The organism is Aeromonas cavernicola (assembly GCF_002795305.1).
In the GTDB taxonomy this organism is placed as follows: domain Bacteria; phylum Pseudomonadota; class Gammaproteobacteria; order Enterobacterales; family Aeromonadaceae; genus Aeromonas; species Aeromonas cavernicola.
In genome coordinates, this window is the sequence record NZ_PGGC01000045.1 from 62,506 (window position 1) to 75,016 (window position 12,511).

The following is a 12,511-nucleotide window of genomic DNA, read 5'->3' on the forward strand; positions in this document are numbered from 1 at the left end:
AGAGTAATATAACGCACGGCAATGAAGACCAAGAGGCTTCATTGCCGTTTCTGTTTTTCTATGACGGGAGGGTTCAATGGCTGTAGCTGCCAATAAGCGTTCGATCATGACGCTGTTTTCCGGTGCCAACGATATGTTCAGCCATCAGGTACGTATTGTCCTGGCGGAGAAGGGTGTTAGCGTGGATATATGCCAAGTTGACCCAGCTAATTTGCCGGATGAGCTGGCTGAGCTGAACCCGTATAACTCTGTACCAACCTTGGTAGACCGCGAGCTAGCACTTTATACCTCGCGCATCATCATGGAGTATTTGGATGAGCGTTTCCCTCATCCGCCGTTGATGCCGGTTTATCCAGTAGCCCGCGGTAACAGCCGTCTGATGATGCACCGGATCGAATTGGACTGGTACTCACTGGCTGACAAGATCATGACCGGTAAGGATGTCGATGCATCACGCAATGAATTGCGGGACAACTTGCTGGCGATTGCGCCAATTTTTGGCGAAATGCCTTACTTTATGAGTGAAGAGTTCGGTTTGGTTGATTGTTATATGGCTCCGTTGTTGTGGCGCTTACCGAGCTTGGGGATCGACCTTAGTGGTCGTGGAGCTAAAGAGCTCAAAGCTTACATGGTGCGTCTATTTGAACGTGAGTCATTCCAAGCGTCCCTCACGGAAGCGGAGCGTGAGATCCGCGCTGGCGTATGAGCATGGAACCTACAATGACCCCGAGTCGCCCGTACTTGCTACGGGCATTCTTTGATTGGTTGTTAGACAATGACCTGACCCCCCATTTGGTGGTCAACGTTAACCTGCCTCATGTAATGGTTCCCATGCAGTTTGCCCAAGATGGGCAGATTGTGTTGAATATTGCGCCACGTGCAGTCGTGCAATTTCATATGGATAATGACGCGATCAGTTTTAGCGCTCGTTTTGGCGGTGTTTCCCAGCAGGTCTATATTCCCATGGCGGCCGTTTTGGCTATTCATGCTCGTGAAAATGGTGTGGGCACTATGTTTCCGCCTGAGCCTGGATATGATCTCTGGCTGGAACAAGCGAAATGCTCTGACGAACCAGATCCTGAGCCGCCACGCCCCAGTAATCGTCCGACACTGAAAGTCATCAAGTAAAACTGCAATCCATAAAAACAGAGCCAATCAGATTGAACTGATTAGCTCTGTTTTTATGGGCTCTTCCCTGTTTTTCTGCGGTCTTGGTTGTAACCCGTTCATTCAGTGCCTGCAACCCAGCGCCCTGTTTACCCTGTGGTATAGGCTGTGATGCGCTCGGTTGCAAAGCTGAGTAGGGTTGTAGGCGATGAGAAGCAGAGGGTCTAAGTGATACTTATAAAAAATCCGAGACCAACAGGTTTCGGATTTTTCCATATCAGAATGAGTGGTTAACTACTTATTAGCATCACAACAGTTTTAAACCAACAGGCTCTGTTGTTATCGGTGGTTACCGATAGTGATGATTAATTTTGAGCAAATTCAAACGCCTTGATAACACGCTTTACCCCACTTACATGGCGAGCGATCTCGACGGCACGATCTCCTTCTGGGCGGGTGACCAGACCGATCAAGAACACTTCACCGTTCTCGGTCACGACTTTCACTTTGCCGCTGTCAAAATTTTTGGCTCCTAACATATCAGCCTTCACCTTGGAGGTAATCCATGAGTCGTTACTACGGACTCCCAAGCTGACAGGCCTGCCAAACCGTAGCTCGTTATACACATGGCGCACACCTTCGACGCGAGCAACGATTTTACCAGCCTCGGCCTTATAGGCATCTGAAGGGGTTTGGCCAACCAGTAGCACTCTGCCGTTGTTGCTATACACACTGATTTTGCTCGCTGTGCTCAATGGCTTATTATCCGCCAGTAAATTAGCAGCCTTCAGCTCTATGGCCTGATCATCCCATTGGGTCCCGAGTGTTCGTCTGTCACCAGATACCTTGGCTGTGCTAGCTGCACCGCCTACCACTACTGCAGCACACCCTTGTAATAGCAAGATGCAACTTAGTAAGCTGAGTAAAAAGATCTTATTTTTCATTGTGTTAATCTTCTTGTTGCGGAAATAGAGTCTGGTCGATGAGATCACAGAGGCAGTGAAGGGTCAATAGGTTTACCTCTAAGATGCGAGGCCGACGGGTGGATGGTACTCGTATTTCAACATCGTTTGGACCGAGTAGCCCCGCCATCTCGCCACCGTCTCCACCACTCAGTACCACAATGGTCATATCTCGGGAGAGGGCGGCTTCAGCTGCTTTGATAAGGCTGCGACTATGCCCTGAGGTCGTGATCACTACTAGGATGTCTCCTGGTTGGCCTAAGGCTCGGATCTGTTTAGCGTAAACCTCCTCAAACCCATGATCGGTTGCAATCGCGCTAATGGTTGCCATATCAGGAGTGAGCGCTAAGCCTGGCAGGGAAGGGCGTTGGGTTTCATAGCAGTTAACCAGTTCTGAGATAAATAGCTGGGCCAGCGCGGCAGAAGGGCCATTACCACAGGCCAATACCTTATGTCCGTTGAGTAGGCAGATGGTAATCATCTGTGCTGCCGTGTGGATCGCATCAGGTAGCGCTTCGGCTGCCGCTATCTTGGTTTGGATGCTCTCGGTGTAGTTCTCTTTGATGCGGTCACTCATAGGGGCCTCTTAAAATGCGTTCTGGAACCAGTGCGGCTGCTCGCCTTCGAATGCAATCACATCAAATCGACAGGCTTGGTGGGCCTCATTGATGACGTGTTGTTGCAAATAGTGGCGAGCGGCCAGCATGATTTTGCGCTGTTTGCTGTAGGTAATTGAGCTGGCGGCACCGCCATGGCTGTTCGTTGCTCTGTAACGGACCTCAACAAATACCAGGGTTTGACCTTGGTACATGATGAGGTCTATTTCGCCGCCTCGGCAGCGATAGTTTCGAGCTACCAGTCGCAGACCGCGAGCGGCTAACCAATGTTCAGCAACTTGCTCAAAGTGCTGTCCCTTGCTCACCGGTAAGGGGAACAGGCTCTGCAGTTGTTTGCGCATCCATCTCCATAGATCCTTCATGAGCAGGCTTCTCCAGCTGTGTGGTGGCACTATCCTCAACCAGTTTGCCATTCTGGTAAGTGCCCCAGCTCAGCCGCCGGACGATATTCCCTTTGCTATCCACGCTTAGCTGACCACTCATCCCAGCCTGTTGAATACTTTCGGTTTTGCGCATTTGCGGCAAATTTTCAGCCAAGGCAACCGCATCGTAGCCCATCGCAAATAGGCGAAGCAGATCACCTTGGGTCTGTGGCCAGAGCAGGGCGACTTGTTCACGTTGTCTCTCGTAGCCACCCTGCAGCAGCGGCATGTCGGAGATATGCATACCGTTGAGTTCTGATGTGATCTCGGTAGCCGCGCTGTCGTAACCACGTGAGCCGGTAAAGATAGGCAGGCTCCCCATCGGGTTAACCGATATGTCGACATACGGCTTGATCATCCGAGCTTCCAAGCTGTTAGCGACCATATAAACCACATCAATGCTACGTGGACTTTGCTCTGCTAGCTGGACAATCTCACCCGCTCTGGGCGTTAAGCGGCCACTGAGCGCATTTTTGATCATGCCTTGCACTTCGTTACGGGCACCGAAAGTAGCGACCACCGGTTTATCTTGGCTCAGTGCGGCCCAGCTCAGCTCAAATGCTTTGATACTGCTGTAACCGATCCGCCCTTGCGCGGCGATCAGCAGCGGCTTGCGATAGCCCTGGGTGTAGAGGTACTGGGCGGCCTGGGCGGCATCAGCGGCGGCAGACAGCGAAAAGTAGTAAGTACTATCGTTGACGATAGGTTGATCCAGTTCATTGAGCGCTAATACAGGTACTGCTGGGGTGGCTTTCAGTAACGCCTCAACCCGATCTTTGAGTAGAGGGCCAATGATCATATCGGCGCCTTCTTGGATCACTTTTTTGTACAGATCGTTAATAGGCGTGCTTTGAGTGTCATAAAAATTCAGGGTAAATTGCCCCTGATTTTCCTTGTAAGACATCAACATGCCGTTGCGGATAGCTGAACCCTGTGGCTCCAAGTTACCGGAAAGAGGCAGCAGGACAGCAATTTGCTTTACCGAAGAGCGACTCAGCTCAGATACGCTACCTAATCCGGCAGGCATATCTTGTTGGGCTGGATGATCAGGGAAATCGCGTTTCCATACCGCCAGCTGGCGACTTAGCAGATTAGGCTGGGCACCAAATTGGTTCACCAACGCGGCTAAGCGCAGCCAACCAGTCGCCACATCAGGAGCAGGGTTCTCTTCAAGCGCTGCTAGGGTCGAGGGGGTCATGCTTTTTAGCAGTGACCAGATTTGTTGGTGATTGGTCGACAGTTCATTTTGCGACAAGAACGGTTCGAGCAAGACCAGTGACTTGGCTGCTCCGAACTTGTTATTGATATCCAACTGCAAGACGACGCGCTGTCGGTACCAGTTTTTTTCGCTATCGGCATCCAGCGTTATGTCCGGTTTATCTTCTAATAAAATAAGCGCTTGGTTAGCTTGGCCTTGAGCCAGCAGGAGATGAGCTTGCAATAACTGCAACTGTGCTTGTTGCTGAGGCGTCGCCGCTTGTTTTTGTAGCTGCTGTAGCAGGGCTGAGGCTGGCTGATACTGCCCTTGAGCTAGGTAGCTACGAGCTGCCAGTGCTTGCCAGGTGAAAGCCTCTGCGGGTTTAGCAGGATCGACTTTGGCCAGATACCACTGGGTGTTTTGGGTCAAATCAGAGAAGGCTGATGGCATGCCTTGCTGATCTGCAGGTTGATGAGGCTCTGATGCACAAGCAGCTAGCAGGACGGCCGCGAATAGAATGCTAAAGAGTCGTGATACACTTAGCTGTTTTGTAACCCGGTTCAAGTTCATTCCCCGACCAGTGTTGAAATTCCCCATAGTGTAAACGGGGCAATATGGCGACACAATTGTTGGGCGCTTGGAGATCCTATGAATGTCATCCCAACCCTGTATATAGTTCCTACCCCGATCGGGAATTTGGCCGACATGACTCAGCGTGCGCTGGAGGTGTTACGCAGTGTCGATCTAATCGCCGCCGAAGATACCCGCCACACGGGTATCTTGCTGAATCATTACCAGATCTCTGTACCGACCTTTGCCCTGCACGACCACAACGAGCAGCAGAAGGCCGATGTGCTGATCGGCCGGATCAAAGAGGGTAAGAGTATTGCGCTGGTCTCCGATGCCGGCACCCCTCTTATCAGCGACCCAGGTTATCACTTGGTCACTCGTTGTCGCGAGGCTGGGGTGCGTGTCGTGCCGTTACCTGGCCCCTGTGCGGCAATCACGGCACTCAGTGCCGCTGGACTCCCAACAGATCGATTTGCCTTTGAAGGTTTTTTGCCAGCCAAAAGTAAGGGACGTGACGATCGTCTGCAAGCCGTTATCGAAGATACTCGCTCGCTGGTGTTCTACGAATCGCCGCGCCGCGTGCAGGAAACGGTCGGTGCAATTGCTCGCATCTTGGGTGAACGCCAGGTCGTCGTGTGCCGTGAATTGACGAAGACCTTTGAATCGATCCACGGCTTGCCTGCCTCAGAGATGCTGAGTTGGCTGGGTGAGGATGAGAACCGTTGTCGTGGAGAGATCGTCCTAGTGGTTGCGGGTGCCAGTAAACACGAAGAGGAGTTACCGGCTGAGGCGATCCGAACTTTAGGGTTACTCGTGAGCGAGTTACCGCTGAAAAAAGCAGCTGCGCTCACCGCTGAAATTCATGGGGTGAAGAAAAACGCCCTGTATAAATACGGTCTCGACCATTATTGAGTTGACGATGTGGAGTTCGAGCTGATGTTTGCGCCCAGTTGGTAAGAGAAAGCCTAGTAAATCAACGGGGTCAGCATGATAAACCGTTGTAAACAGGAATTGCCGGTTTACCCAACGTCTATCACGAGGCTATAATCCGCGCCTCGGAGTTGGCTGGGCAATCGCTGCTTCGTCGTTGTGTTTTTCGGAACAGACGGGCGGAGGGGAGGAAAGTCCGGGCTTCACAGGGCAGGGTGCCAGGTAACGCCTGGGGGGCGTGAGCCTACGACCAGTGCAACAGAGAGCAGACCGCCGATGGCCCGTAAGGGATCAGGTAAGGGTGAAAGGGTGCGGTAAGAGCGCACCGCGCGACTGGCAACAGTTCGTGGCACGGTAAACTCCACCCGAAGCAAGACCAAATAGGCCCCTATTGGCGCGGCCCGCGTTGGGGGCGGGTAGGTTGCTGGAGCCAGTGAGCGATTGCTGGCCTAGAGGAATGATTGCTACCCGGGGCAACCCGGTACAGAACCCGGCTTACAGGCCGACTCCGAACCTAATTATGTAGGGCCTCGTGCAAACGAGGCCCTTTGTTTTGCTTGAGAGAACCAAACGAAGTGATGTGATCTTGTTTCGGCGTATGCCAGCCAACAATAACGACTTGCATCCCATCTAAGTAGGTTTTTGACGGCGGTGATAAACCGCTAAACATAACGACGATAACCGATTTTGTGTGGATTTTTAGACCGTATACGGTGCTCTGATTTAAATAACAACTGTGAGCATCTTTGATTGGTCAGTGAATAAGTTGTGAGAAATCAATTCACTGAATCTTTGATGCAAAATACCCGCAGTAATATGTTTCCCCAGCCCAACATCCTTGCTTGAAAAGCCTACTACACGTCCTTAAACTTCAAGGTGGGGAAAAGTGGGTTAAAGTGGTTATTCGAGGGGCAAATAGCCCATAAACTTACCTTTAAGGGCTGCAATTTGTTGCGTGGTGCTCATGCCGTTAGTCTCGATAGCAAAGGACGACTGGCGATTCCGACCAAATTTCGTGACTGGCTGCGCGATGAGTGCGACGGCCAGCTGGTCTGCACCATCGATATTGCCTATCCCTGTCTGCTGCTTTATCCCCTGAACGAGTGGGAAGAGGTCGAACGCAAGTTACAGCAGCTCTCTAGCATGAATCCGCAAGAGCGCCGCTTGCAGCGGCTGTTGTTGGGACATGCGACAGAGTGCGAGTTAGATGGCAATGGCCGTCTGCTGCTTAGCCAGCCGCTGCGTAACCATGCAGGGCTGGACAAAAAAATCATGCTAGTTGGCCAGCTCAACAAGTTCGAGCTGTGGGATGAAGCCCGCTGGTTACAACAGATCAATGATGATATCGAGCATTTGCCCAAGGATGACTGGGCAAGCTCGCCACGACTACAGGATTTCTCTTTATAAATGACCCAAGCCGCTGAACACATCACAGTGCTGCTGCACGAAGCCGTTGAAGGTCTGGCCATTAAACCGGACGGTGTCTATGTCGACGGTACGTTTGGCCGTGGTGGTCATTCTCGCCTGATCCTGCAGCACCTAGGGCCTCAAGGCCGGTTAATTGCGATAGACCGTGATCCGCAGGCGATTGCCGAAGCGGCCAAGATTCAGGATCCCCGTTTCGACATTGTGCACGGCCCTTTCTCCGGCATCGCCTCCTACCTAGATGAGCGCGGTTTGCTGGGTAAGGTAGATGGCTTCCTGCTGGATCTGGGGGTCTCTTCACCTCAGCTGGACGATGCTGAACGTGGCTTCAGCTTTATGAAAGATGGTCCCCTCGACATGCGGATGGACCCTACCACCGGCCAGAGTGCCGCGCAGTGGCTGGCCAAGGCCGATGTGGATGACATCGCGTGGGTTCTGAAGACCTTCGGTGAGGAGCGTTTTGCCAAGAAGATCGCTCGTGCCATTGTCCACGACCGGGTAACTGAACCTTACGTGCGTACCCGTCAACTGGCGGAGATGATTGCCCGGGTTAATCCGAGCAAAGAGAAGGGCAAGCACGCGGCTACTCGTAGCTTTCAAGCCATCCGTATCTATATCAATAGCGAACTGGACGAGATCGAAACTGCACTCAACGGTGCGCTGGAGGTGCTGGCACCTCAAGGCCGTTTGTCGGTGATCAGCTTCCATTCGCTGGAAGACCGATTGGTAAAGCATTTCATCCGCAAGCACGAGAAGGGGCCGGAAGTGCCTTACGGCATTCCGCTGACAGAGGCGCAGCTAGCAGGTGGACGCAAGCTCAAGGCAGTCGGCAAGGCGCTCAAGCCTTCTGATCACGAAGTATCTGCAAATAGCCGGTCACGTAGCTCGGTATTGCGCGTTGCGCAGCGGCTGGCGGAGTAAGCGATGAGCGAAGTACGTGTTCACCTCGCCAAGGAGATTGTCGCCGATCTTTGGCGGTATAAGTTGCAGATTTTACTATCGCTTGCGGTGTTGGTAACCGCATTTGCGGTGATCCTGGTGACCAACATGACCCGCGGTCTGACGGCCAAGCAGAACGATCTGATGGCAGAAGAAGATCGCCTCAATATTGAGTGGCGCCATTTATTACTCGAGCAAGGCACCTTAGCAGAGCACTCGCGGGTCGCCAGTTTAGCGATGGACAAATTACAGATGGCTCGGCCATTAGTCGCGACGGAAAAGGTAATCACCCAACCATGACACGCAAGGTAGCAGCAAAAACAGCCAAAATAGCGAAGGCCGCCGCCAAAGTGCCTTCTATTTATCCTTGGCGTTTTCGCACGCTAGTAGTGTTCATCGGGATCGCCTTCGTCGGCCTGATCCTGCGGCTTGCATGGATTCAAGTGATTAATCCCGACCGGTTACGCCAAGAAGGGGATATGCGCTCGCTGCGTACCACCTCGACTCAAGCCGTGCGTGGCATGATCACCGATCGTAATGGCGAACAGCTGGCAGTTTCAGTTCCAGTCGAGGCGGTATGGGCCGACCCGAAGACAGTGCACGAATCTGGAACTATCAACAATGAGCGGGCGTGGCTGGCTCTGTCAACGGTACTTAAAGTTGATATCAATACCCTCAAACAGCGTATCGCCAATCCCAGTAAGCGATTTGTCTATCTACAGCGTCAAGTCACCCCTGCGGTGGCGGAGTATATCAAGGGACTCAAGCTTTCTGGGGTTTACCTACGGCCAGAGGCGCGGCGTTTTTACCCTAGCGGCGAAATCAGTGCCCACTTAGTGGGTGTCACCAATATTGATGGCAATGGTATCGAAGGGATCGAACGTAGCTATAACGAATGGCTAACCGCGACCCCTGGCGAAACGCGAGTGCGTAAAGATCGACAAGGGCGGGTGATTGAGCGGTTAGGGATCGTCAAGGAGGGCAAAAACGCCAACGATCTGCAGCTCAGTATCGATCAGCGGGTGCAAGCATTGGCGTATCGTGCTCTCAAACGGGCCACCGATGAGAACAAAGCGACCTCCGGTTCCATGGTGATGTTGGACATCAAAACCGGTGAAGTGCTCGCCATGGTCAACACCCCTTCTTACAACCCAAATAACCGCGGTCAGTATCAAAGTTTTCGAGTACGTAACCGCGTGGTGACTGACACCTATGAACCTGGCTCAACCGTCAAACCGCTGATTTTGCTCAGTGCTTTGCAGGCTGGTGTCACTAGCTGGAAAGATACCATCCAGGGTGGGCCGCTCTTTATCGGCGCTAAACAGATCAAAGACGTCAGTATTCACAAGGCGACCAATCTCTACGATATCCTGCGTTACTCCTCCAACATCGGTATGTCTCGGATTGCCTTGCGGATGCCGGCCCAAGAGATGATCAACACCCTCAGCATGTTCGGTTTTAGCATGGATACTGGCAGTGGTCTGATGGGAGAAAGTAGCGGCATGTTACCTCAGCGTCGTCGCTGGTCCGATATCGAGCGAGCGACATTATCGTTTGGTTATGGCTTACGGGTGACACCACTGCAATTGGCTTCTGCCTATGCAACGTTGGCGAATAAGGGGAAGCGAGTGCCGCTCTCTATCGTCAAAGTGGCTGAGCCGCCGAAGGGAGAGCAGGTAATTGACCACAACAACGCGACCGCTATGTTGCAGGCGTTGGAGTATGTGGTTGACAACGCTATTCCCAAGGCCAAGATCCCCGGCTATCGGGTCGGCGGCAAGAGTGGTACTGCCAAGGTCGCCGTCGCGGGGGGGTATGGCAAGGATTACATGGCTTGGTTTGCCGGTTTCGCGCCAGCGAGCGATCCCCGTTTTGTCATGGTAGTGGTGATCAACGAGCCAAAAGGTAGCGCTTATTATGGCGGTGCTGTGGCGACGCCACCGTTCGCTGAAGCCATGGGCGGGGTATTGCAGCTCTTTAATATTCGTCCTGATGCCGTGCCACCAGCGGTACCCCCCAAACTTGCCCGTACGGAGGCCCCCCTTGTCCCGCGCACATGAGTCCCACGCACTTGATGCGTTATTGCGCCCCTTCGGCATTATGGCCCCAGCGCTTGCCCTGACCGATATTCAACTGGATAGTCGGCGGGTCGGCCCCGGTTCGCTCTTCGTGGCCATTAGCGGTCATCAGGTGGACGGTCGGCGGTTTATCGAACAAGCGGTGGCGCAGGGCGCGGCCGCAGTGGTGTTTGAGGAGGATGGTGAATTTATCGCGCCAGCGACTTCCGTTCCTTGTATTGGAATGAGGGATCTGCCAGCTCATCTTTCTGCTCTCGCTGGGTATTTCTACGATCAACCAGCCAAAAAACTGGAACTGGTTGGGATCACCGGAACCAACGGCAAGAGCACTACCGCACTGTTGGTTGCCAACTGGCGCACCCTGCTCGGTGGCAAGGCCGGGGTGATGGGCACCATCGGCAACGGCCTGTTTGGCCATCTGATCGAAGCGGAAAATACCACCGGTAGCGCCGTGCAGGTGCAAGCCAATCTGGCTGCGCTGCAAGCGCAGGGGGCGGATCTGGTGGCGATGGAGGTCTCCAGCCATGGTCTGGTGCAGCATCGTGTTGCCGCACTGCCGTTTGCCGCCGCGGTTTTCACCAACCTGAGCCGGGATCACCTCGACTATCATGGCACCATGGAAGCCTATGGCGCGGCCAAAGAGCAGCTGCTGCAACTGGTCGATGAGTCAAATGCGGTGATCAACCGCGATGACGAGTTGGGTGCCAAGTGGATCGAAAAATACCCGGCTGCGGTGGCCTTCAGTGTGGATGGCCCGATTGAACACCATTCTGGCCGTCAATTAACGGCGCAGCAGCTCGATTTTCACCAGCAAGGTTTTCGCGCGCAGATTAACTCCAGCTGGGGGAATGGTGTATTATCCGCCCCCTTGCTCGGCCGCTTCAACGTCAGCAATGTGCTGGCCGCGATGTGCGTGATGCTGGTGCTCGGTTACGACTTCAACGAACTGCTGGCTACAGCGCCTCAATTGCAGCCGGTGACCGGCCGCATGGAGTGCTTTGGTGGAGGCGATACGCCGCTAGCGGTGGTCGATTATGCCCATACCCCTGATGCGCTAGAGAAGGCGTTGCAGGCCTTGCGGGTGCACTGCACTGGCCAGCTCTGGTGTCTGGTTGGCTGTGGCGGCGACCGGGATCGCGGCAAGCGCCCGATGATGGCAGCGACAGCTGAGCAGTATGCGGATCGCGTGATCCTCACCGACGACAATCCCCGTACCGAGGCGCCGGCCCAGATCATGGCCGACATGGTGGCGGGTCTTGCTGATCCCGCTGCGGTGCAGGTAGAGCACGACCGGGTCAAGGCCATTGCGTTGGCGCTCGGCCAAGCGAGCAAACAGGACATCATCTTGGTGGCCGGTAAGGGCCACGAGGATTATCAAATTATTGGAACCGATAAGCGGCACTACAGCGACCGAGAAACCGTTGTGGCCGCTTTGCGATCATTACTGGAGTCATTCACATGATGACCCTGACGCTTGCCGAGCTGGCTCTGGCACTTGATGCCCGTCTGATGGGTGAAGATGGCGAGATTTCCGCTGTCAGTACCGACACCCGCACTCTGGGCGCGGGTGCCTTGTTCGTTGCCCTGCGTGGCGAGCGCTTCGATGCCCACGATTTTTGCGAGCAGGCTGTTCAAGCAGGTGCGGCTGCCCTGCTAGTCGAGCGTGAACTGCCGCTGGCCATTCCCCAGTTGGTGGTGGCCGACAGTCTCAAAGGGCTGGGTCGTATCGGCAAGCTGGTACGCGAGCGGATCAATCCGAAGGTGCTGGCAATTACTGGTAGCTGCGGTAAGACCACGGTGAAGGAGATGGCGACCGCCATCCTGCGCCACGAAGGAGACGTATTGGCCACCGCCGGCAACTTCAATAACGAGGTAGGGGTGCCACTGACCCTGCTGCGCCTTGAGCCGCAGCACCAGTTTGCAGTGATGGAGCTGGGTGCTAATCACAAGGGCGAGATCGCTTGGACTACCTCACTGGCCAAACCCGATGCCGCCATCATCAACAATGTGGCGGCGGCCCATCTCGAGGGCTTCGGCTCGCTGGAAGGGATTTTTCATGCCAAGAGCGAGATTTTTGAAGGTTTGCGCGAAGGCGGCACCGCCATCGTCAACGCAGACAACGAATTCTGGCCGAAGTGGCGGGAACGCGGTATTGGCTGCGGCTTCTCCATCGACGATCAGAGCCAGCCGTTCCACGCCCGCGACGTGGCGCTCAACGCGCAAGGTTGCGCCGAATTTGTGCTGGTGACCCCGCAGGGCGAAG

At 54.1% G+C, this 12,511-nt stretch carries 13 protein-coding genes and 1 other RNA gene; 10 read left to right on the forward strand and 4 right to left on the reverse strand.

The genetic code is table 11. The features are described 5' to 3' along the window. Window positions 1–76: 76 nt before the first annotated feature. Window positions 77–706, forward strand: coding sequence for a stringent starvation protein SspA (gene sspA / locus CUC53_RS05415; protein ID WP_100293209.1), 630 nt, complete (start codon window positions 77–79; stop codon window positions 704–706). Continuing rightward, window positions 703–1,128, forward strand: coding sequence for a ClpXP protease specificity-enhancing factor (locus tag CUC53_RS05420; protein ID WP_167386690.1), 426 nt, complete (start codon window positions 703–705; stop codon window positions 1,126–1,128). The genes sspA and CUC53_RS05420 overlap by 4 nt, the downstream gene beginning before the upstream one ends. Before the next feature lie 344 nt (window positions 1,129–1,472). Here the strand turns inward: CUC53_RS05420 and dolP are convergent, their stop codons facing one another. Genes dolP through CUC53_RS05440 form a run of 4 tightly spaced genes read right to left on the reverse strand, consistent with a single transcriptional unit; the run spans window position 1,473 to window position 4,756 of the window. Next, complete coding sequence (gene dolP / locus CUC53_RS05425; RefSeq protein ID WP_100293211.1) at window positions 1,473–2,051, reverse strand: division/outer membrane stress-associated lipid-binding lipoprotein; 579 nt, start codon at window positions 2,049–2,051, stop codon at window positions 1,473–1,475. A 4-nt stretch (window positions 2,052–2,055) separates the two neighbouring features. Continuing rightward, entirely contained in the window at window positions 2,056–2,646 is a 591-nt protein-coding gene (locus tag CUC53_RS05430) for a D-sedoheptulose-7-phosphate isomerase (RefSeq protein ID WP_100293212.1), read from the reverse strand. A 9-nt stretch (window positions 2,647–2,655) separates the two neighbouring features. Continuing rightward, window positions 2,656–3,027 carry a YraN family protein gene (locus CUC53_RS05435; protein ID WP_100293213.1) on the reverse strand — a complete coding sequence of 124 codons (372 nt, stop codon included), beginning with the start codon at window positions 3,025–3,027 and terminating at the stop codon, window positions 2,656–2,658. Further along, on the reverse strand, window positions 2,969–4,756 hold the full coding sequence (locus tag CUC53_RS05440) for a penicillin-binding protein activator (RefSeq protein WP_236757872.1): 1,788 nt from the start codon (window positions 4,754–4,756) through the stop codon (window positions 2,969–2,971). Before CUC53_RS05440 ends, CUC53_RS05435 begins: the two co-directional genes overlap by 59 nt. Before the next feature lie 198 nt (window positions 4,757–4,954). On the opposite strand from CUC53_RS05440, the gene rsmI reads away from it, so the two are divergent. The 8 genes from rsmI to CUC53_RS05480 form a co-directional block, all read left to right on the forward strand. Beyond that, on the forward strand, window positions 4,955–5,788 hold the full coding sequence (gene rsmI, locus CUC53_RS05445) for a 16S rRNA (cytidine(1402)-2'-O)-methyltransferase (protein WP_100293215.1): 834 nt from the start codon (window positions 4,955–4,957) through the stop codon (window positions 5,786–5,788). Between the two features lie 145 nt (window positions 5,789–5,933). Then, window positions 5,934–6,320: RNase P RNA component class A (rnpB, locus tag CUC53_RS05450), an RNA gene on the forward strand. Between the two features lie 434 nt (window positions 6,321–6,754). Beyond that, a complete protein-coding gene (mraZ, locus tag CUC53_RS05455) occupies window positions 6,755–7,213 on the forward strand; it encodes a division/cell wall cluster transcriptional repressor MraZ (RefSeq protein ID WP_100293221.1) in 459 nt (152 codons plus the stop codon). Then, a complete protein-coding gene (rsmH, locus tag CUC53_RS05460; RefSeq protein ID WP_100293216.1) occupies window positions 7,214–8,152 on the forward strand; it encodes a 16S rRNA (cytosine(1402)-N(4))-methyltransferase RsmH in 939 nt (312 codons plus the stop codon). Between the two features lie 3 nt (window positions 8,153–8,155). After that, the gene (ftsL, locus tag CUC53_RS05465; protein ID WP_100293217.1) at window positions 8,156–8,470 is read left to right on the forward strand and encodes a cell division protein FtsL; all 315 of its coding nucleotides are present in this window, start codon (window positions 8,156–8,158) and stop codon (window positions 8,468–8,470) included. Then, entirely contained in the window at window positions 8,467–10,230 is a 1,764-nt protein-coding gene (locus tag CUC53_RS05470) for a penicillin-binding transpeptidase domain-containing protein (protein ID WP_100293218.1), read from the forward strand. The genes ftsL and CUC53_RS05470 overlap by 4 nt, the downstream gene beginning before the upstream one ends. Beyond that, on the forward strand, window positions 10,214–11,710 hold the full coding sequence (gene murE, locus CUC53_RS05475) for a UDP-N-acetylmuramoyl-L-alanyl-D-glutamate--2,6-diaminopimelate ligase (RefSeq protein WP_272896757.1): 1,497 nt from the start codon (window positions 10,214–10,216) through the stop codon (window positions 11,708–11,710). Before CUC53_RS05470 ends, murE begins: the two co-directional genes overlap by 17 nt. After that, window positions 11,707–12,511: UDP-N-acetylmuramoyl-tripeptide--D-alanyl-D-alanine ligase (locus CUC53_RS05480; RefSeq protein WP_236757873.1), on the forward strand; the 805-nt coding region annotated here is incomplete at its 3' end. The genes murE and CUC53_RS05480, both read left to right, overlap by 4 nt.